The organism is Vibrio sp. MED222, from assembly GCF_000153005.1.
Lineage (GTDB): Bacteria > Pseudomonadota > Gammaproteobacteria > Enterobacterales > Vibrionaceae > Vibrio > Vibrio tasmaniensis_A.
In genome coordinates, this window is the sequence record NZ_CH902606.1 from 813,043 (window position 1) to 832,859 (window position 19,817).

Genomic DNA, 19,817 nt, shown 5'->3' on the forward strand with positions numbered 1-19,817 from the left:
TTTAAAACTAAAATCCACAAAAAAGCCCTTACTAGCGATTGCTAATAAGGGCTTTGAATTTTCAGCAGCTTAATCGCCGACTGTAATATGCAATAATCAGTCTATTTGTTACGACGTGCTTCAACAGCATCTGCTAGTTGGCGAAGTACTGTTTCAGTATCTTCCCAACCGATACATGCGTCAGTAACAGATTGGCCGTATGTCGCCGCTTTACCGTCAACTAAATCTTGGCGACCTTCAACAAGATGAGATTCAATCATCACACCAAAGATGGCTTTGTCACCGCCTGAGATCTGTGCACTTACGTCATCAGAAACGTTCATTTGGCGCTTGAACTGCTTTGAGCTGTTCGCGTGGCTGAAGTCAATCATCACCTTCTGTGGAAGACCTGAAGCTTCTAGCTCTTCTTTAATCTTACCAACGTGCTCTGCACTGTAGTTTGGCTCTTTACCACCGCGTAGGATGATATGACAATCAGGGTTACCTGCGGTTTCAACGATCGCTGAGTGACCGTATTTAGTTACCGACAAGAAGTGGTGCGAAGCACTTGCAGAGCGAATTGCATCTGTTGCGATCTTGATGTTGCCATCCGTACCATTCTTGAAGCCAACTGGGCAAGATAGGCCTGAAGCCAGTTCACGGTGAACTTGAGATTCTGTCGTACGTGCGCCAATTGCGCCCCAGCTGATTAGGTCAGCAACGTATTGCGGCGTAATCATATCTAAGAATTCACTCGCCGTAGGCATTCCCATATCAGTTAGGTCAAGTAGTAACTTACGTCCTAGACGAAGACCGTCATTTAGTTTGAACGTGTCGTTCATGTACGGGTCATTGATTAGGCCTTTCCAGCCAACAGTGGTACGTGGTTTTTCAAAGTAAACACGCATTACGATTTCAAGGTTATCGCCTAGTTCGTCGCGTAGCACTTTCAAACGTTTACCGTACTCAAGCGCAGCTTCTGTATCATGAATAGAACATGGGCCAACAATAACAAGTAAGCGATCATCGCTATCTTCTAAAATATTGTGGATCGCTTTGCGGCTTTCAAAGGTTGTAGAAGAAGCAATTTCTGTCGCTGGAAACTTTTCTAAAACAGCAACAGGGGGTAATAACTCTTTTACTTTGTTAATTCTTACATCATCAGTCTGGAACATTGCTTACTTCTTCCTATTTTCTATCCTTGAGGCTGAATGCACGTTATCTCACGTCATTTTCCATCAGCATTTATCTTCTTGTTCCCTGTAACTTAACTAGTAAAAACCACAGTTTCAATCACTAATTAAAAAAAAACGCAATTTATTTTGTGTTTTATATTTAAAACACCCTGTATAACATTATTTACACGTTATCGATTGTGCAGTTATCAGACACAGTAAGAACACAGCTCTTCAAACTATCCTGGCTAGATAATGTCTTACGCAACGATAGATAAAAGCTCTTTACCACACTACAGCCTTTACAAAACGCATACACAAAAAATAGAGAGCTAAAGACTTTTCGTCACATAGAGAAAAATGGGAACTAGCACCACAACCTTGGTTTGGATGTTACTCATCGAAGAATAGAACTGATCAAATTTGGCAATTTCTGCGCAGGAACGGTATATGGAGAATTGTACAGGCGAAACAACAGAAGATGTGACGACGAAAGAAACGAAGAACAGCTAACTGGTTGATAAGATTGCTATCGCGACCTTACCTTGGCCTCGATCGTCTTGTGAAAAGCCTCAAAGCGATGTGCCCTTCAAATGCAATAGTACAATTTAATTAATAAAGTCGCTTCGGGCTTGTTGAACACTCGGGATTTAGTGTTGACTGCGCAACACCCTAGCCCTTATTTGTTATAGCTCAGCGATGTGCGAAAGAGTTTCCGGATGACGCTGAACCAATTTTAGAAGGGTCACAGCTTGTCCATTTGGTGCGCTACGCCCTTGTTCCCAGTTTTCTAATGTTCGGGATGATGTATGCAGTAAACGCGCAAACACACCACGCGACATATTAAACTGTTCACGGATACTCACGATTTCATTAGGTGAAATATCTAACTCACTGATATCGTTAACTTGATGAGTTTTAAGAGTGAGTTTACCCTCTGAATGCTCTTTAGCCTCAACAAGAGCAGTACTTAACTCTGCAAATAGGTCACGATTGCTCATTACGCCACGCCTCCATAAAAGCCTTTAATTGTTTCTTTTGATCTGCAGTTAAATCGGACATTTCATTCTTGCCATAAATTGTCAGCAAGTAGAAACGACGCTTTTCATCGAGGAAGTAATAGATAACACGAGAGCCGCCACGCTTGCCCTTACCTTTACTTGCAACTCGAATCTTTCGCAAACCACCTGTACCTTGAATCACGTCCCCCTGTTTTGGGTTAGACATTAACTCAGCTTGAAAAAGCCTAAACTCATCATCGCTGAGATATTCATTACGGTACTTTTCAAATATGGTCGATTCGACAAATACACTTTTCATACTCAGAGTATACGCAAGTGACGTACACATGGCAAAACTATACGTGATTAACGTAGTTATGACCTTTCGAAAGGTGAATCTGACCTGAGCTATAACGCCTGCATACTCAAAGCCGACAACGAAACTTGCACTCACTTCTGCACTGAGCTATTTGTCGCGATACCTCTATCGCGGTGCGTTGGAGTGAGCCGACCCACGTAGCCGAAAGGCATTGATAATAAGGAGAATGGCATTGACGAAATCAGAGGAGATGTGGCGACGAAAGAAACGAAAAACAGCTAACTGGTTGATAAGATTGCTATCGTAACCTTATCTTAGCCTCGCTCGCCTTGAGAAAAGCCTCAAAGCGATGTGCCCTTCAAATGCAATCGTACAATTTACTTAACAAAGTGGCTTCGGGCTTGTTCAACACTCGGGATTTAGTGTTGACTGCGCAACACCTTAATCCTTATTCGTTACGTCTTTTTAGAGAGCGCCTATCTATTTATTTTGTCCAAATAGAACTCTACGCTGTCTGCGTAATCAGATGTGATTTCGTGCATCATATAAGTCGTTGAATTACTTATGTGATAGTAGCCCACATAACGTTTTTCATCAGAGACAATTGTACCTAACACTACCACATTGTCTTGATTAGTCTCCTTGAGCTTTAGGTCAACATAACTTTCATCTATATTGTATAGTTGCGCTGCTACTGAGTTAAACATCAAAAGATTACTAAGCATCGCTAATTCAAGCACTAACTCTGGATCGTGTTCTCCTTGCCCGATTAACGAATGATTTATATTTAATCTTATTGCTAAAGCATTATTCGACTCAAAGTAGATTGGTTTATCTAGACACCAACCATTTTCTTCTATTACACACACATCCAAAAACTCTTTAAGTGCTTCTATTTCTACAGTTTTGTACAACGTATTCGCACTAGCAATGTTAGTAAATATGCAAGAAATAATAACAAATATAAACTTCATTCTATACCTTTCTTCTTACGGAGACATAACGAATGACATGGATTTCCCCTCCCGAGGATCTGCCACACTTACGTGGTACTTAATTACACCGGAGGCACCATGTCTGATTATTCTTATTTCTGCGGTATCGACCTAGCTAAAAACCACTTTAGTCATCATGCCGTAGACCAAAATAGTAAGGTCTTACTTCATAAGTCACTAACTCGCTCTAAACTACTGACTACAATAGCAAATATGCCACTTATGCGTATAGGCGTTGAAGCGTGTGGTGGTGCACATTATTGGGTAAGAACACTCAATCAACGGGGGCATGACGCTAGTATCTCACCGAAGACACAGTCACTTTTAGCTATAAAAGTAAGACCAATACATGGCGAGTTTCAGAATGAGCCTATCCACCTAGCTGAAAGGCATCGATAATAAGAATAATGGCATTAGCGAAATCAGAGGAGATGTGACGACGAAAGAAACGAAAAATAGCTAACTGGTTGATAAGATTGTTATCGCAACCTTATCTTGGCCTCACTCGCCTGAGAAAAGCCTCAAAGCGGTGCGCCCTTCAAACCCAACCGTACAATTTACTTAATAAAGTCGCTTCGGGCTTGTTCAACACTTGGGATTTAGTGTTGGCTACGCAATACCTTAATCCTTATTTGTTATGAGTACTTAGTTTGAATCTCCTTCAAAAGGCTCCATACAGACTGTTCTATAAGTGGCTCAAGGTCTGCAAACCCAAATTCTGGCTTAATATGAATGATTGAGTTCAAACGTAGGAGACCTCTAATATACCCACTCCAACTAAGCTTGTTTGTTGAACGCAATGTTTCAATTGTCTCACCGCTAGCCAAAGAAATAACATCAAACTCTATTGTCACTAGAGGACGCCAACCTAAGATTACTCCGAAGCCAAACAATAACGTCCCTCTTCGATGAAATGGCACACGAACAACTAGAGCGATATCGTTTTCAGCGAAACTATCTTCAGACACCGAACCCAATGGCAATATTTCTACTAGTTTGAAGCGAATATCATCAGTTAGACTGACACTATCTGATGACATTGAGTATTCATCTATGACTTTTAACATATCTCTTCTAGGTGAAACTTTTATTGAATCTAAATATACAGCCACTGAAACTCCTGTTCACTCATAACGAATGACATGGATTCCCCCTACCGAAAATCTGCCACACTTATGTGGTACTTAATTGAACCTGAGGTACCATGTCTGATTAGTCTTAATTGCGCAGTATCGACTTAGTTAAAAGCCATTTTACCCTCATGCCGTAGAGCAAAATAGTAAAATCTTACTTCATAAGTCACTAACTCGCTCTAAACTACTGACTACAATAGCAAATATTCCACTCATGCGTATAGGCGTTGAAGCGTGTAGTGGTGCACATTATTGGGCAAGAACACTCAATCAACGGGGGCATGACGCTAGTATCTCACCGAAGACACAGTCACTTTTAGCTATAAAAGTAAGACCAATACATGGCGAGTTTCGGAATGAGCCTATCCACCTAGCTGAAAGGCATTGATAATAAGGAGAATGGCATTGATGAAATCAGAGGAGATGTGACGACGAAAGAAAGCTAACTGGTTGATAAGACTGCTATCGCAACCTTACCTTGGATTCGCCCGTCTTGAGAAGTACCTCAAAGCGATGAGCCCTTCAAATGCAATCGTACAATTTACTTAATAAAGTGGCTTCGGGCTTGTTCAACACATGGGATTTAGTGTTGGCTACGCAACACATTAATCCTTATTTGTTAGTTGCGTTCTTGCCACTCCGAACGCAACACCCCATATTTCACTGAATCGTAATACTCGCCTTCATAATAACGTACTTTTCTTAGCCTCGCTTCTTGCTGAAAGCCCAACTTCAACGCCAGAGACATCATGCGAGGATTACCTGACCATGTTGTCAAACCGACCCTTTCGATTCTGTTATTTTTGAACAAGTAAGAGATCCATTGAGGAAGAGCCAAAGCGGCGATACCTTGACCCCAATAATTTGAATCGTAGATTACCACACCAGCTTCAAGCCAATGAGTTTCTTCACATTCCCAGTAACTGCTGACTGTTCCTATCGGGTTATCATCGACAGTGATTAACTGTAAATCTAAACCGCTTAACAACCGTTGAAACGAAGACTTTTCAAACTGCTTTAACGAAGGGTGACAATAAGGAAAATACGGACCATTAAACTTAGTCCATGCGTCGTTTGAAGTTACTAAAGCATGAATTAATTCCAATTCATTCGGTTTTGCTGGTCTCATGCTTACTCGTTTTTCTTCCATGATACTTCCCTATTCTTTGAAGCAAACTAACGAATGACATGGATTCCCCCTCCCGAGGAGCTGCCACACTGATGTGGTACTTAATTGCACCGGAGGCACCATGTCTGATTATTCTTATTTCTGCGGTATCGACCTAGCTAAAAACCACTTGGGTCTTCATGCCGTAGACCAAAATGGTAAGGTCATACTTCATAAATCAGTAACTCGCTCTAAACTGCTGACTACAATAGCAAATATGCCTCTCATGCGTATAGGCGTTGAAGCGTGTGGTGGTGCACATTATTGGGCAAGAACACTCAATAAGCTCGGTCACGACGAAAGAAACGAAGAACAGCTAACTGGTTAATAAGATTGCTATCGCGACCTTACCTTGGCCTCGATCGCCTTGAGAAAAGCCTCAAAGCGATATGCCCTTCAGATACAATCGTACAATTTACTTAATAAAGTGGCTTCGGGTTTGTTCAACACTTGGGATTTAGTGTTGGCTACGCAACACCTTAATCCTTATTTGTTATGGTAATTCTCATATTTTAGTTGCCTTAATTAACATCGCAATACTGATAATCAAACCTGACACTGCTGTTAGTAAATCAATTAACTCATTCATTTTTAACCTCATATATTCTTAATATAAGGTCATATTAAAGTATTAAGTCTTTAAACATAGGGGGCAAAAACATATACCTAGTAAATCTAATTTACCCCCTACGAACAGGAATAAAAGTTCCACCAATTCTTTTTTCTATAGGTAGTCTTTTTTGCTTTTCATATAAACTAGATAAAATTGGTTCCGCTTCAAATGGGAAAAACACCTCTAAAAACCTCAAAAACGGTGTTTTCCCCCCTGATGAGTCAATAGTTCTAGTTGCTTTTATGTTCGCAAACCATATAAGATTATTACAGGTACCAAGTACAAAGCTTTCAGCTTTAGAGGGAGAACGATCATGAAGATCGACTCGTTCTAGATGCGAACTAATTAACTTTTTTAACTCTATTAATTTTTCATTTGCTACTGACATATCAAGTTCATCTTGTTTTGTCGTTGTTGTATTTGATAACCAGTTAATTGTTCTTTCTAAGCTACAAAATGCTTCGTCAGATAATTTGGACGCTTTTTGTCTTTGTTTTTGGTGAAAGTCATGAATTTCTTTTGATTTATGTTTGGTTGCAGGAAAATGGCTTGAACCGAAAAAATCATGAATAGCTTTATTAATAATTAAATAAACCCCGTCGAGGTCTCCTTCATATCTTTTATATTTTATTACTTCACTATTGATTCTCGATCGAAAAATCTTTCCCATAGCTTCATAGGACTGATCGATTAATTTCAGATGATGATCAGAGTTCTTATATTTTTCTCTCATTAACTGTAAAGAACTTCGTTCATCAAAAGTCAATTCATCCCAAGAAGACTCAGACATATAGCCTTGCTGCATACTCTCAATCCTCACTAATTACCATAATCATGCAAGCACGAACCCGTCCGCTTAACATATCAAAAAGGTCGGTCATAACCAACTGAATGCTATGCATTTAATATAAAATCGGGTCTCAACATTCCGTGTGAAAACGTGCAAGCACACATTGCCGCCTTTGTAAGGCACGTTATCATTCTTAGCCACTTATCAATCCAATTACTATTCAAAAACTTAACACCATTACCCTCGTTAGGTTCGTGCTCATTCAGTGTTAAAAACCACTCTTTTTAAAGTCATTAATTATTCAATAAACTGTCTGTGTGTACAGGTCACTTAAGGGAAGGTAAAGCTAGTCGATTCTGACTCGTCATCAATGAATACGTGAATGTATAAAAGTAATCATAAATTCGGGCGCTTTGAGGGAGGTGTTGGTGGAAATATTAAAGTTACAGCGACTCTGGGTTCATAAACATTCAAAAGGCAAGATTCAGTTTTTTCCTTTTGAATGTTCCTCAGAAAATCACCACTACTCGTCACTTATTTGGATGGGATTTTAGTTACTAAGTGTGAGATGTGACTAGGGCTAATAGTCATATTTAAGCGGTTGCACCACAGAATCTAAGCCCTCAATCTTGAGAGCTAAACATAACTGCATTAAGTCGCCCAACTCACCTTGTGGGAAGCCCTTTTTATCGAACCACAGCAAGTATTCTTCAGGTAGGTCAATCAAGGTGCGGCCAGCGTATTTGCCAAAAGGCATTTGCATTCTGGCTAGCTTAATCAGGTTTTCTTTCTCTAGCATTACAAGCTCTTTCTAGACGTCGTCGATATTCTGTAGAGTATCACCTAAACGTTCAACCCAATAGTTGATCGCATCTTTGGCATCATCTAACGAATCAATCATAGTAGACAAGTCTTTATTACCCGCTTCGCGGTCGATGGCTGCAAACAATGGAGTACCGTCTTGCGCATCGCTGACCAATAGCTCAACACTGGCGCTCCCAACGTTGGTGTGCTCGCCTGTCGTCACCTTATATATAGTCGACATCGCAAGACCAAACGGCAGCACACTGCTTGTCACGGCTAAGATAGGGTTGGGCGTTTCAACATTACTTAAAGCGATACTCAAGCGTAGCGTGTTCCCTGTTGGTTCATCGACAATCGTTTTATGAGGCGATATTTTCGCTTCCAAACGACTTACCATATGATCTGTGAGCTCCTGAATGTCTTCCTGATCTAATGTGCCTTCTTCTGCCAACACAAAGATTTGGTCGATCACCACAGAGTCATAAGCGTCTAACTTGGATTTCAAACGTTGTTCGTCACGCAGCCCTATCCTTGCCCAAACTAAATCAACGCCTCCATCAGGGCCAGGCCGAAAATCTTCATAACTGGTGAATTTAGTAGCGGTTTTAATTGGGCCGCCTGCACAACCAAACAAAAACATGCTGGTTGCAACAAGCAAAAGGACTTTTAAAGGTTTCATAACGCACTTAAGTAAATCAAGGAATTAACCAAGTATGCCATACCCTAAGTTAAAAAGTTGTAGAAAAAGAGGTAAAACTCAGAGCTCGATCTAAAATCAATGGTTCTGAACAGTATGTGCATACTCTACGATCACCTGATTGCCTTCGATATAAGCATTTTGGATCTCACCATCAACACTCATTCTACTTTTCAGATAAACCACTTTGGGCCCGGATTCATTGTCTTCTTTAAGTGAAGGGAGCACATTCCTTGGCTCCAAATGAAGCAAACGACAGAAGTGACTAACGAAAGACATGGTTAATGCTTTCTCCCCTCTTAGCACTCGCGAAAAATCCAACTGGTTCATCCCTAGCTTTTTTGAAAACTCCATCTGCGTAATTCGCATTCGAGATTTTTGTGACATCCACGTTTGGTACAAAGCATCTCTATCTTGCTCAGTGAATTCCATTACCGGTTCCTTTATATAATTCATGCCAATCAATTGTCCGGCTTTTCATACATGACATGTCAGGGTTTGGTTAGTGGAAACCAAAGGTTTGGTTTTGATATGGGAATAACCTTGTTTGATCTGTTCAGAGCTATCAGAGCTATCAGAGCTATCAGAGCAGATAATGATCCGCCAACAAAGCAACAAACAAAATCATAAGATGATAAATGGAGAACTTAAAGGTCTTCATCGCCATATTAGGTTCATCACGATATTTCAGAACCCACGCGTGATAGACAAACCCACCGTTGAGCACCAAAGACGCGCTCAGATATATCCAACTGCTCATGCCAACTAATACTGGTAACACACACACGATGCTTAACAACAATGTATACAGCAAAATTGAAGTCTTGGTGTATTCGATTCCGTGGGTCACGGGCAACATGGGAATATTCACTTTGGCATACTCATCACGACGATGAATTGCCAACGCCCAGAAGTGCGGAGGTGTCCAAATAAAGATGATCATCACCAACAACCAAGCATTTGAATGAAGCTCGTTGGTGACTGCCGTCCAGCCCAGTAGAGGTGGCATTGCGCCTGCGATCCCTGCGATCACAATGTTTTGTGGCGTCGCTCGTTTTAAGTACATGGTATAAATCACTGCGTAACCCAACAAGCTTGCAAAGGTTAACCAAGCGGTGAGTTGATTGACCCACACCATTAACGTGGCAAACCCAAGTAAGCCGATACCCGCGGCAAAGCTGAACACACGCACACTACTCAGTTCACCGGATGGTAAAGGACGTCGATTTGTTCGAGTCATCTGGCCGTCGATCTTTTTATCGATCAAATGGTTAAACGCAGCGGCTGAACCTGCCATCAGCCCTATCCCAATCATCCCGAACACAGTTTGCTGTAAAGGTAATCCATTAGGCACAGCCAAACACATTCCAACCAATGCCGTCAGCAACATCAAAGCCACCACTTTAGGCTTGGTCAGCGTTAAATAAATTTTCCAAGTGGCTTTGTTTTTTATAGCAATTTCGTTACTTAAAGCTATGTCATTGTTGACTGCTATCTTATGAGTTAAGGCTGCGTCTTGAGCCACCACTTCATACTGTGTTGACGTTCTACTGACCATGATTACCTCCTTGTAATACACTGTTTTTCACCAAGCTCTCACTCGGTTTGTGTTGCCACACGACAAAATTGGTTACAACCATGCTGATGAGCAACATCGCTGCGACTAGGTTATGCAAAACCGCAACTGAGATTGGCAGATGAAACCATACATTACTGATCCCAAGGCTAATTTGAGTAAACAGGACTATTGCGACAATCACGCTCAGCTTTTGGTGAGGCGCTTGGCCAAATTTCCATAGCTGGTACACGATCATCAGCACCGTTAACGTCGCCACAATAGCCCCGAACCTGTGCATGACATGGATGGTAAGCCTTGCGGGATACTCCAACACGCCAAACTCATAGTTATCATGGCCGTGTTGAGCAAAATCGAAGGCATTCTTGAAATCTAAATAGCTTGTCCAGTTCCCTTCACAGATAGGTAATTGGGTACACACCAGAGCGGCATAATTAGACGATGTCCAGCCACCAAGCAGTATCTGCCCAACCACAATGAGTAATCCGAATAGTGCCGAGACTTTAAGTGGTGAAGAATAGGTAGCCTCACCAAAACGGCTTTGGAATTGAGACAAACGACAGTAGAGCAGACACAGCAGTGACAACAACGTGAAGCCCCCCATCAAATGCGCCATAACCACAACGGGCATCAACTTGAGAGTCACCGTCCACATTCCAAGCAAAGCCTGAAATATCACGGTTGCAGAGATAAGTAACGGAAGACCAGCAGCTGTTATATTCTTTTTAATACACCAAGCAACAACGACAAAGATAAGCAGCCCTAATGTTCCTGCAAAGTAGCGGTGGATCATCTCTATCCAAGCTTTGTCTGCTTCGAGAGCTCGTTCTGGAAATTGTAGATTGGCTTGATTAACGGCTTGGGTATTCGAGGGAACGGTAATCTTTCCATAGCACCCAGGCCAGTCAGGACAGCCAAGGCCAGCATCAGACAAACGGGTATAAGCGCCGAGCACAATCACGGTAAGGGTTAACAAGATAGTTAATCTCATCATGTGCATGAGTAAATCAGGGGCTTTATTCTGCATCGTTTATCTCCCTATACTTATTCCCTTTTCGCTAACAACACTCAGCATTAACGCAATCTGCTAAAGCTCATCAACTCAAGCTTATCAACTTAAGCTGATTAACTACCCAACTCGTGACAGCTTGAGTAGCTTTCTTAAATCATGAATCATGCCTTTAGATTGGCTGACTAGCTGCGAAGGATCAGAAACACTTTTGTATTCCATAACCAATTGCCCGAGTGGGTCAATTATGACAATGGAAGCTGGTGCAAACTCAGTACTTAATTGATCACCACCTGCTAACAAAGATAAATCAGGCTTGTTGAGCGAACCCGACAACGAGTTACCTTCTGAGACGAAAACAACGGCGGTCACTCGCTCTTTGTTTTTCCCTAGCGCCAAGTAACTTTGATTCAAATAATGGAGTTGTTGTTCGCATAAGCTTTCACACTCTGTGGGAGCGATATAACCCACAACCCAACCCTCTCCAGCCATGGGTACCGTTACGCCGAAATCCGCTAGTGTAATTCTTGGTTCTACCAATTCGCCTGAGTTAGTGACACCTGACGTATACCAATTTTGATCCAACACAGTTTTGGCGATAATGGCTGGCAAAGCGAAAATTAAAACGAGTCCGATTAATACCAAGCGTCCTTTAGTACGACGGCTTCTGAGCTCAGCCATGTTTGCCTCGGTACTTTCCCTGTTCACTTGTGCTTGAGACTTATCCATCGTTGTTCTCCGTGATAGGTGTCGCTTTTAGGTACCGATAGCCAATTAACAACATCAAAAACAAAAGTACCGCAGCCATAACAAACCATTGAAATGAGTAACCAAAGTGCTTCTCAGATTTCATCGCCGTTGGACGCCATAACATTTCATAGGGCCATGCATCTAAACTCTGAGGTTGGAAGACAAAGGGCAGCACTTCTTGCCCGGTGTACTGTGATAGCGCTGTTATGTTTAAGTTTTGAATTCTATTCGGTGTCGTATTTTCTAATCCCAACTCATGACTTAGAGGGTTCAACGAACGTGTGTACAAACGCCCTGACATATTGGTTGGTAGTGTGATGCTTCCTAATTGGGGTAGCTCTCTTCTGTCACGGCTCGCTGCAACGAACCCAAGATCGATCAACAGTTGTTTTCTTCCATCTTGTGTTGGAACTTCGCCCAACATGTAGATCACATACCCTACCGTTCCTTGGTTAATCTGGTTGTCTAACAAAACCACTAATCCACTGGGTGCTTCCAGCTCAAGGTCAACTCTCAAACCATTTAAAGACGGCTGTTCAGATGCACCTTGCATTTGTGTACGCGAGCCCTTCCATTCAGAGATAACCGTGTCCAATGACCTAGACGATTGCTGCGCTCTTTCTGATAGCTGCTGTTCATAGCGCAATTTCTCGTTACCTCGATCTAACTGCCACAAACCCAACTTGATTAAAGCGCCGACTGAAACCACAGTTAAAACAACCGCTATCCAAAAACCTTTACTGCGGAACTTGTGTTCATCATCAATCAATCGGTTTGGAGTTATCACTATGGCGTCATCTACCTTTGTGTTGTTGTTTAAAATTGTGTTAGTCGCTTTGCTGTTCTTCATCGCTTTCAATTTGATGAAAGGCCTAATTCAAATCGCCTCTGGTAAACACAATGGCAAAAGACTGAGTCACTTCTTAGGTCGCCGTGTGATGCTGTCTGCCATCGTCGTGCTATTGTTGTTACTTGCCCTAGCCTCAGGCACCATCACTCCAAATCCAAGACCTTACTAAGGCATTCAAGTTTTCAAACTTATTTATTCTTCAATACACGACTTAAAGCAGCCCCGTATATCATCAAAGTACATAGACAAACACGAACAGGCCTAACCAAACCACATCAACAAAGTGCCAATACCAACTGCCCGCTTGGAACGCAAAGTGGTCTTTCGGAGTGAAGTGGTCTTTCGCAACCCTTGCCAGCAACACGATCAAAAAGATAGTTCCTAAACAGACATGCAAACCATGGAACCCAGTCAACAAGAAGAAGGTATTGCCGTAGATACCAGACTGAAGTGTCAGCCCCATCTCTTGATAAGCGTGAAGATACTCTTCAACTTGAAAGAACAGGAAGAAGCCAGCCAGAACAATGGTTATCTCCAACCAGACGATCAAAGCCATACGCTTATTTTGTTCAAGACTGATATGTGCCATGTGCAGCGTCACAGAGGAAAGCAGCAGGATAATGGTGTTCTTAAGCGGGATACCTTGCCAAGGCATGGCTTGTGTCGTTACGCCATCAGGGGTAGTCGTTAGCGGCCATATTGATTGGAACATCGGCCACAATACTTCATGGGTCATTTCATTATTGCCCGCACCACCAATCCAAGGAACAGAAATCATGCGTGCATAGAAAAGCGCGCCAAAAAAAGCGCCGAAGAACATGATTTCGGAGAAAATAAACCAACTCATTCCTTGTCTAAAAGAACGAGAAATCTGCTCAGAATAGAGACCACTCAATGATTCTGTGATCACATTGCTAAACCAACCTGCGAGCATGTAAAGCAGCACTGCAAACCCGACTAACAACACCGCTTTGCCAAATACTCCACCTGCGGCGTCGGTGCCCATGTTTTGCACCGTCAAGCCAGCGCCAACTGCGACCAAAAACAGTGCTACAGCACCCACCAATGGCCAGTGGCTTTGGTGTGGAACGAAATAAACTTCCTTTTTAGAACTCATCGCTCAACTCCTTTTGTTGATTCTGGTTCTGTAAACCCCTAGTTACTTGCGAGTGTGCTCAATGTTGATGTACTCACTTCAGGCTTACTTGCCTCTCCACTCACCTGACTCGTGATGTTAAACAGCGTATATGAGAGCGTGAGTGTATGTATCGATTCTGGAATATCTGGCTCAATGTAAAATATCAAACCCATTTCTGCGCTCTTGTGCCCGTCCAATGGCTGCTGATTAAAGCAAAAGCATTCCATCTTATTGAAGTAAGTTGCTCCCATACCTGGAGAAACCGATGGTACGGCTTGGCCAACCAATGAGGCTCCAGAAAGGTTTTTGGCAATGTAGTTAGTTTGAACCACCTCACCAGGATGAACCTCTAATACTCGAACCTCAGGCGAAAACTGCCACGGCATATCTGGCTTAATGTGCGACATGAATTCAACACGAACAGTACGAGAGTAATCAGGCTGCATTCCCTGAGGTTGAACGGCAGAGACCGTGTTGGTTTTGCCGTTGATCCCCAAGGCTTCACACATTACGTCATACAGAGGAACCAAAGCGAAACCGAAGCCAAACATCGCGACCACGCTCAACACCAAGTAGCCCGTCAGCTTTTTAGTCGAGCGCTTATTAGACAGGCGCTTTGGTTGTTTTTTATCTTGATTGGGATCGCTTTGCTTATCACTCATAGCTAATCCCTCTAGTCTACTTTAGGTGGATGAGTAAAGGTGTGGTGAGGCGCTGGGCTTGGTACTGTCCATTCTAGCCCTTCAGCCCTATCCCAAGGCTTGCTTGGTGCAGGCTCTCCGCCTCTTACGCACTTAATAGCCAGCCATAAGAAAATCAACTGAGACAACCCAAAGGCAAAACCACCAATCGATACCACTTGGTTAACGTCAGCAAATTGAATGGCGTAATCTGGAATACGACGCGGCATGCCCGCTAGCCCTAAAAAGTGCATAGGGAAGAACAGTACATTAACTGAGATTACCGACGTCCAGAAGTGCCACAGACTGAGCTTGTGGTCGTACATATGCCCTGTCCATTTCGGCAGCCAGTAATAAGCTGCGGCCATAATTGAGAACACGGCGCCTGTCACCAGAACATAATGGAAATGAGCCACAACAAAATAGGTATCGTGGTATTGGAAATCCGCAGGCACGATAGCAAGCATCAATCCAGATAACCCACCAATCGTAAACAAAACAATAAAGGCAATCGCAAACAGCATTGGGGTTTCAAAAGTCAAAGCACCCCGCCACATGGTCGCCACCCAGTTGAAGACTTTCACCCCGGTCGGCACCGCAATCAGCATAGTGCAATACATGAAGAACAATTCGGCAAATACTGGCATACCCGTGGTGAACATGTGGTGCGCCCAAACCAAGAATGACAACAATGCGATACTACAAGTCGCGTACACCATAGAGTGGTAGCCAAACAGACGCTTGCCACTGAATGCTGGAATGATGGCTGAGACAATACCAAAAGACGGCAAGATCATGATGTACACTTCAGGGTGCCCAAAGAACCAGAATATGTGCTGGAACATCACCGGGTCCCCACCACCAGCGGCATCAAAGAAGCTAGTACCAAAGTATTTGTCGGTCAGCACCATGGTAACCGCACCCGCGAGCACGGGCATCACGGCTATTAATAAGAAAGCGGTAATTAACCATGTCCATACGAACATCGGTAGCTTGAACCAAGTCATACCCGGCGCGCGCATGTTCACTATGGTTACGATCACGTTAATCGCCCCCATGATCGAACTGATCCCCATAATATGAACTGAGAATACGAATAGCGCGGTGCTGTCTGGGCCATAAGTTGTTGAGAGCGGAGCATAAAATGTCCAACCAAAACTCGGCCCGCCTCCCTCAGTAAACAAAGATCCGATCAAGATTAAAAATGCAAAAGGCAGAATCCAGAAACTGAGGTTGTTCATTCTCGGCAACGCCATATCTGGAGCTCCGATCATCATCGGAATCATCCAGTTAGCCAAGCCCGTAAAAGCGGGCATTACTGCGCCAAACACCATGATCAAGCCATGGACAGTGGTCATCTGATTGAAGAAATCGGGCTCAACGAGTTGTAACCCTGGTTGGAACAGCTCCGCACGGATCACCATTGCCATGGCACCACCCGTTAAGAACATCGCAAAACTGAACCAAAGATATAATGTGCCAATGTCTTTATGATTGGTTGAATACAGCCAACGAGCCCAGCCTTTAGGTGCCGCATGTGAGTCGTGATCATCAACAGGCAAATCATTATTACCCAATGTGCCTTCTACAGAATGGCTCAGTGCTTGATCTTCTGCTGGAGCCGATTTCACCGGCTTATTGATTGGTGAACTCATAACTGATCCTTAGCATCATTTTGTGCATCATCCGTTGAGCTTTCAGAACTGCCTTCTTGCTTCGCCTTATAAGCGTTGATATCTGAAGCCTGAACAATATCGCCGGTGTTATTACCCCAAGCATTTCGTTGATAAGTCACTACCGCTGCGATCTCTTTCTCGGTTAACTGATTATCGAATGCTTGCATCGCCGTTCCGCCACGACCATAAACAATGGTGTCGATATGAACATCCACATCACCAAGGGCAATAGGACTTCCTTTGATAGCAGGGAATGCTCCGGGAATGCCTTCACCGTTTGCTTGGTGACAAACCGCACATCGAGTTTTGTAAACCTCTTCACCGATGGTATTCAACTCTTCCAAAGAAAGTGACGCATCTAATGCATCTTTCGCGGCTTGTTGTTCGGCTATCGCCAACTCTTTCTGTTCTGCTAGCCATGCGTCAAACTCGTCTTCTTCCATGGCATGCACCACTATCGGCATGAAACCATGAGCGCGGCCACACAACTCTGCACACTGCCCGCGGTAGACGCCGGGCTCATCTATCTTTGTCCAAGCCTCATTAATAAAACCTGGAATGGTATCTTTCTTAACGGCGAATGCTGGCACCCACCATGAGTGAATCACATCATCGGAAGTCATCAAAAAGCGGACTTTACGATTGATAGGCAGTACAAGTGGCTTATCAACTTCTAGCAGGTAATGCGCGCCTTTCACTTCGATGCCTTCAATCTCTTTGTCACTGGTTGCTAGGAGGCTGAAAAACTCAACGTCTTCACCAAAATAGCTGTAGTGCCATTTCCATTGTGACCCTGTGATTTTTACGGTCAGATCTGATTGGGAGGTGTCTTCCATCGCTATTAAGGTTTTAGTGGCGGGTATCGCCATAGCGATAAGGATAATAATAGGAATGATGGTCCAAAGAATTTCTACTTTCGTGCTTTCGTGAAAATGGGCAGCAACCGCACCCTTCGACTTTCTGTGCCTCAGAATCGAATAGAACATCACTCCAAAAACAACAAAGGCAATCGCACAGCAGATATAGAAGATCAGCATATGAAGCTCGTATACCTTACCGCTGATCTCAGTGACACCTTGAGTCATGTTGTATTCACTGCTTGCATGCACCAAAGGCGACACCAAAACCACAACAAAACTTTTCAAAAGCCACGCTAGCCTAACCAGTAATCTTTTCAAAAGATCTCTCCTTATCCTTCCTAATTGGATACTTGCGACCTAAATGTCGTTGCGAGCTGTGTTTCGTTACGAGCTATATTCGTTGCGAGCTACGTTTCATTACGAACTACATGTCATTACGAGCTATGTGTCATTACGAGCTATGTGTCATTCCGAGCCAGACAACATTCATTGTTATTCCAGCTGAACATGAAAAGCTGAATCTCAATCTACAACTCACATGGAGCTAGCCTGTAAACGGGCTGCTGACATCATCTGAACTTAAGAACCGATACGGATCATAAGCGTTGTAAGTTTCCACTAAAGATTCAAAAACGACGAACTTGTTAAGTTTTGTTATATTTATGTAAAAGGCTAGTTAGTGATATCCAATTGTTCAAGGTAAGTTTACTTATTAAACAGTCAATTATTTGAAGTGGCTTTACCCATATGCCTTTCCCTTGCTGTTGGAATTTATTTTAAATCGAGTTTTACGATTGCTTTCATAGAAATGATAATCAGTATCATTTAAATTAAATCAACAGAAAGACACCCCGATATTAAAAGGTTTAGTGATTATGCAAGATGCAATGAACTGGTTAGCGAGAGACCCAGACCCAAGAACTCGTGAAGAGCTTCAATACCTTATCGATGAGGGAATGCACGACGAACTTGAAGACCGCTTTATTCAACGATTAGAATTCGGAACGGCGGGACTGCGCGGCAAAGTCGGATGCGGCCCAAATAGAATGAACCGCTTGGTCATACAAGAAACAGCCACAGGCCTTGGCCACTATTTAATTGAACATGTCGAAAATGCCTCTATGCGTGGTGTAGTGGTTGGCTACGACGGTCGTTTAGATTCAAAGCAATTCGCGATTGATACAGCTTCTGTACTCACCGCTTTAGGTATTAAGGTTTACCTAACTTCGAATGTTGCAGCGACACCTATCGTTGCCTTTGGTATTGAGCACTTCAACGCGGCGGCGGCGGTTGTCGTGACGGCGAGCCACAACCCGCCGGAGTACAATGGCTTCAAAGTGTACTGGGAGAATGGCGCTCAAATCATTCCCCCTCATGATGCAGGCATTGCTGCTGAAATAGATATCGCATCGACCAAGCCCATCCCATTGATGAGCCTTAGTGACGCTGAAACACAAGGTAAGTTGGTATGGTTAACTGAAGGTTACTATCAGACCTATCGTGCTGCTATCAACCAGAGTCCACACGTGAGTAAAGAGATCGAATCGGCGAACACCACCATCACCTATACCGCTATGCATGGTGTCGGCGCACAAATGGCGGAAGATCTACTTCATGATTCTGGTTTCCATAAGGTGTTCAGTGTTGCCGAACAGAGAGAACCAGATGGTCACTTCCCAACCGTAAACTTCCCCAATCCGGAAGAAAAAGGCGCGATGGATCTTGTGGTTAACTTAGCAAAAAGTGTCGATGCCGACATCGCTTGCGCTAATGACCCAGATGCAGACCGATTTGCCGTTGCCGTTCGAACCGATGATAAAGTTAGAACTGAAGATGACTCGTACAAAATGCTCACGGGTGACCAAGTGGGTGTGTTATTCGCGCACTACTTGCTATCAAAGCCACACACTAAAAACCAGTTAGTTGGTAACAGTATCGTATCTTCAACTCTACTTGAGAAAGTGGCTCAATCCCATGGTGCGACTTACTTCCAAACGCTGACTGGCTTTAAATGGTTAGCGAATATTGGCATGCAATTAGAAGATGAGAAAAACGAGTTCTTGTTCGCCTATGAAGAAGCGTTAGGCTACACAATTGGTACTCAGGTACGAGACAAAGATGGGCTGTCTGCTATCGTCGTGTTTGCTCAACTGGTTGAGGAGTTAAAATCTCAAGGGCGAACCGTTTGGGATCTTCTCGCTCAAATTTCATTTGAACATGGGGTTCATACCAACGCGCAACGAAGTATTGCCCTAGACCCAGATTCACCATCGATTGGTTCTAAACTCCGAGCGGCACAACCTAAAGCAATAAACGGTGTCGCTATCTCTGTGATTGAAGATCTGCAGTCTTCTTTGCGCTTTATTGTCGGTGGGGCTACCGAAGCGATTAACCTGCCAGTAAGTGACGTACTCATCTATCATCTCGAGGATGGTTCACGCATTATCGTCCGCCCTTCAGGAACAGAACCAAAAGTTAAGGTTTATTATGAGACGGTAACAAAGTTCGAAGGGACAGAAACCTATGACGATACTCGCAAGCGCGGTGAAGAGTACATGGATAGGCTCATCGAACAACACCAGAAAGAGTTGAACTCTTAGATCA

20 protein-coding genes and 3 pseudogenes are annotated in these 19,817 nt (G+C 43.2%); 5 read left to right on the forward strand and 18 right to left on the reverse strand.

The window, feature by feature from the left end:
* Positions 1 to 101 precede the first annotated feature (101 nt).
* From aroG to MED222_RS18020, 4 genes are all read right to left on the reverse strand, one after another.
* A complete protein-coding gene (gene aroG / locus MED222_RS18035) occupies positions 102 to 1,154 on the reverse strand; it encodes a 3-deoxy-7-phosphoheptulonate synthase AroG (RefSeq protein WP_009845644.1) in 1,053 nt (350 codons plus the stop codon).
* Positions 1,155 to 1,840: 686 nt separating this feature from the next.
* Complete coding sequence (locus MED222_RS18030; protein WP_009845645.1) at positions 1,841 to 2,155, reverse strand: helix-turn-helix domain-containing protein; 315 nt, start codon at positions 2,153 to 2,155, stop codon at positions 1,841 to 1,843.
* A complete protein-coding gene (locus MED222_RS18025; RefSeq protein ID WP_012600340.1) occupies positions 2,142 to 2,474 on the reverse strand; it encodes a type II toxin-antitoxin system RelE/ParE family toxin in 333 nt (110 codons plus the stop codon). The genes MED222_RS18030 and MED222_RS18025 overlap by 14 nt, the downstream gene beginning before the upstream one ends.
* Before the next feature lie 476 nt (positions 2,475 to 2,950).
* Positions 2,951 to 3,448: a hypothetical protein gene (locus tag MED222_RS18020; RefSeq protein WP_009845647.1), complete on the reverse strand. Its 498-nt coding sequence runs from the start codon at positions 3,446 to 3,448 to the stop codon at positions 2,951 to 2,953.
* A 99-nt stretch (positions 3,449 to 3,547) separates the two neighbouring features.
* Between MED222_RS18020 and MED222_RS18015 the strand changes: the two are divergent.
* Positions 3,548 to 3,772 (forward strand): annotated as a pseudogene (locus MED222_RS18015) (IS110 family transposase); the annotation flags it as partial.
* Positions 3,773 to 4,104: 332 nt separating this feature from the next.
* On the opposite strand, the gene MED222_RS18010 reads toward MED222_RS18015, so the two are convergent.
* Positions 4,105 to 4,581 carry a hypothetical protein gene (locus MED222_RS18010; RefSeq protein ID WP_102257517.1) on the reverse strand — a complete coding sequence of 159 codons (477 nt, stop codon included), beginning with the start codon at positions 4,579 to 4,581 and terminating at the stop codon, positions 4,105 to 4,107.
* A gap of 110 nt (positions 4,582 to 4,691) precedes the next feature.
* Between MED222_RS18010 and MED222_RS22270 the strand changes: the two are divergent.
* Positions 4,692 to 4,897, forward strand: a pseudogene (locus MED222_RS22270) (IS110 family transposase); the annotation flags it as partial.
* A 324-nt stretch (positions 4,898 to 5,221) separates the two neighbouring features.
* Here the strand turns inward: MED222_RS22270 and MED222_RS18005 are convergent.
* Positions 5,222 to 5,752 (reverse strand): GNAT family N-acetyltransferase, encoded by a 531-nt coding sequence (locus tag MED222_RS18005; protein ID WP_009845650.1) that lies wholly within the window; start codon positions 5,750 to 5,752, stop codon positions 5,222 to 5,224.
* Between the two features lie 100 nt (positions 5,753 to 5,852).
* Here MED222_RS18005 and MED222_RS18000 point away from each other — a divergent pair.
* Positions 5,853 to 6,074 (forward strand): annotated as a pseudogene (locus MED222_RS18000) (IS110 family transposase); the annotation flags it as partial.
* Between the two features lie 376 nt (positions 6,075 to 6,450).
* On the opposite strand, the gene MED222_RS17995 reads toward MED222_RS18000, so the two are convergent.
* The 8 genes from MED222_RS17995 to MED222_RS17960 all read right to left on the reverse strand — a co-directional run bounded on the left by MED222_RS17995 (position 6,451) and on the right by MED222_RS17960 (position 12,859).
* Positions 6,451 to 7,188, reverse strand: coding sequence for a hypothetical protein (locus MED222_RS17995; protein ID WP_009845652.1), 738 nt, complete (start codon positions 7,186 to 7,188; stop codon positions 6,451 to 6,453).
* 565 nt (positions 7,189 to 7,753) lie between these two features.
* Positions 7,754 to 7,972 (reverse strand): DUF3820 family protein, encoded by a 219-nt coding sequence (locus MED222_RS17990; RefSeq protein ID WP_009845653.1) that lies wholly within the window; start codon positions 7,970 to 7,972, stop codon positions 7,754 to 7,756.
* 12 nt (positions 7,973 to 7,984) lie between these two features.
* Positions 7,985 to 8,656 carry a DUF3313 domain-containing protein gene (locus tag MED222_RS17985; RefSeq protein WP_009845654.1) on the reverse strand — a complete coding sequence of 224 codons (672 nt, stop codon included), beginning with the start codon at positions 8,654 to 8,656 and terminating at the stop codon, positions 7,985 to 7,987.
* 96 nt (positions 8,657 to 8,752) lie between these two features.
* Positions 8,753 to 9,106 (reverse strand): hypothetical protein, encoded by a 354-nt coding sequence (locus MED222_RS17980; protein WP_009845655.1) that lies wholly within the window; start codon positions 9,104 to 9,106, stop codon positions 8,753 to 8,755.
* 151 nt (positions 9,107 to 9,257) lie between these two features.
* Positions 9,258 to 10,232, reverse strand: a complete 975-nt coding sequence (gene cyoE / locus MED222_RS17975) for a heme o synthase (protein ID WP_009845656.1) — start codon at positions 10,230 to 10,232, stop codon at positions 9,258 to 9,260.
* Positions 10,222 to 11,277, reverse strand: a complete 1,056-nt coding sequence (locus MED222_RS17970) for a COX15/CtaA family protein (RefSeq protein ID WP_009845657.1) — start codon at positions 11,275 to 11,277, stop codon at positions 10,222 to 10,224. Before MED222_RS17970 ends, cyoE begins: the two co-directional genes overlap by 11 nt.
* 102 nt (positions 11,278 to 11,379) lie before the next feature.
* The gene (locus MED222_RS17965) at positions 11,380 to 11,988 is read right to left on the reverse strand and encodes a hypothetical protein (RefSeq protein ID WP_009845658.1); all 609 of its coding nucleotides are present in this window, start codon (positions 11,986 to 11,988) and stop codon (positions 11,380 to 11,382) included.
* On the reverse strand, positions 11,981 to 12,859 hold the full coding sequence (locus MED222_RS17960; protein ID WP_102257518.1) for an SURF1 family protein: 879 nt from the start codon (positions 12,857 to 12,859) through the stop codon (positions 11,981 to 11,983). The genes MED222_RS17965 and MED222_RS17960 overlap by 8 nt, the downstream gene beginning before the upstream one ends.
* On the opposite strand from MED222_RS17960, the gene MED222_RS17955 reads away from it, so the two are divergent.
* Positions 12,798 to 13,028 carry a DUF2909 family protein gene (locus MED222_RS17955; RefSeq protein ID WP_009845660.1) on the forward strand — a complete coding sequence of 77 codons (231 nt, stop codon included), beginning with the start codon at positions 12,798 to 12,800 and terminating at the stop codon, positions 13,026 to 13,028. The genes MED222_RS17960 and MED222_RS17955 overlap by 62 nt on opposite strands.
* Before the next feature lie 63 nt (positions 13,029 to 13,091).
* Here the strand turns inward: MED222_RS17955 and MED222_RS17950 are convergent, their stop codons facing one another.
* The 4 genes from MED222_RS17950 to coxB are packed head-to-tail and all read right to left on the reverse strand — an operon-like array spanning position 13,092 to position 17,531.
* Positions 13,092 to 13,976 carry a cytochrome c oxidase subunit 3 gene (locus MED222_RS17950; protein WP_009845661.1) on the reverse strand — a complete coding sequence of 295 codons (885 nt, stop codon included), beginning with the start codon at positions 13,974 to 13,976 and terminating at the stop codon, positions 13,092 to 13,094.
* A gap of 38 nt (positions 13,977 to 14,014) precedes the next feature.
* Complete coding sequence (locus tag MED222_RS17945; RefSeq protein ID WP_009845662.1) at positions 14,015 to 14,659, reverse strand: cytochrome c oxidase assembly protein; 645 nt, start codon at positions 14,657 to 14,659, stop codon at positions 14,015 to 14,017.
* Between the two features lie 11 nt (positions 14,660 to 14,670).
* Positions 14,671 to 16,332, reverse strand: a complete 1,662-nt coding sequence (gene ctaD / locus MED222_RS17940; protein ID WP_009845663.1) for a cytochrome c oxidase subunit I — start codon at positions 16,330 to 16,332, stop codon at positions 14,671 to 14,673.
* Complete coding sequence (gene coxB / locus MED222_RS17935) at positions 16,329 to 17,531, reverse strand: cytochrome c oxidase subunit II (protein WP_009845664.1); 1,203 nt, start codon at positions 17,529 to 17,531, stop codon at positions 16,329 to 16,331. Before coxB ends, ctaD begins: the two co-directional genes overlap by 4 nt.
* 557 nt (positions 17,532 to 18,088) lie before the next feature.
* Between coxB and MED222_RS17930 the strand changes: the two genes are divergently transcribed.
* On the forward strand, positions 18,089 to 19,813 hold the full coding sequence (locus MED222_RS17930) for a phospho-sugar mutase (RefSeq protein WP_009845665.1): 1,725 nt from the start codon (positions 18,089 to 18,091) through the stop codon (positions 19,811 to 19,813).
* The last annotated feature ends 4 nt before the right edge of the window (positions 19,814 to 19,817 follow it).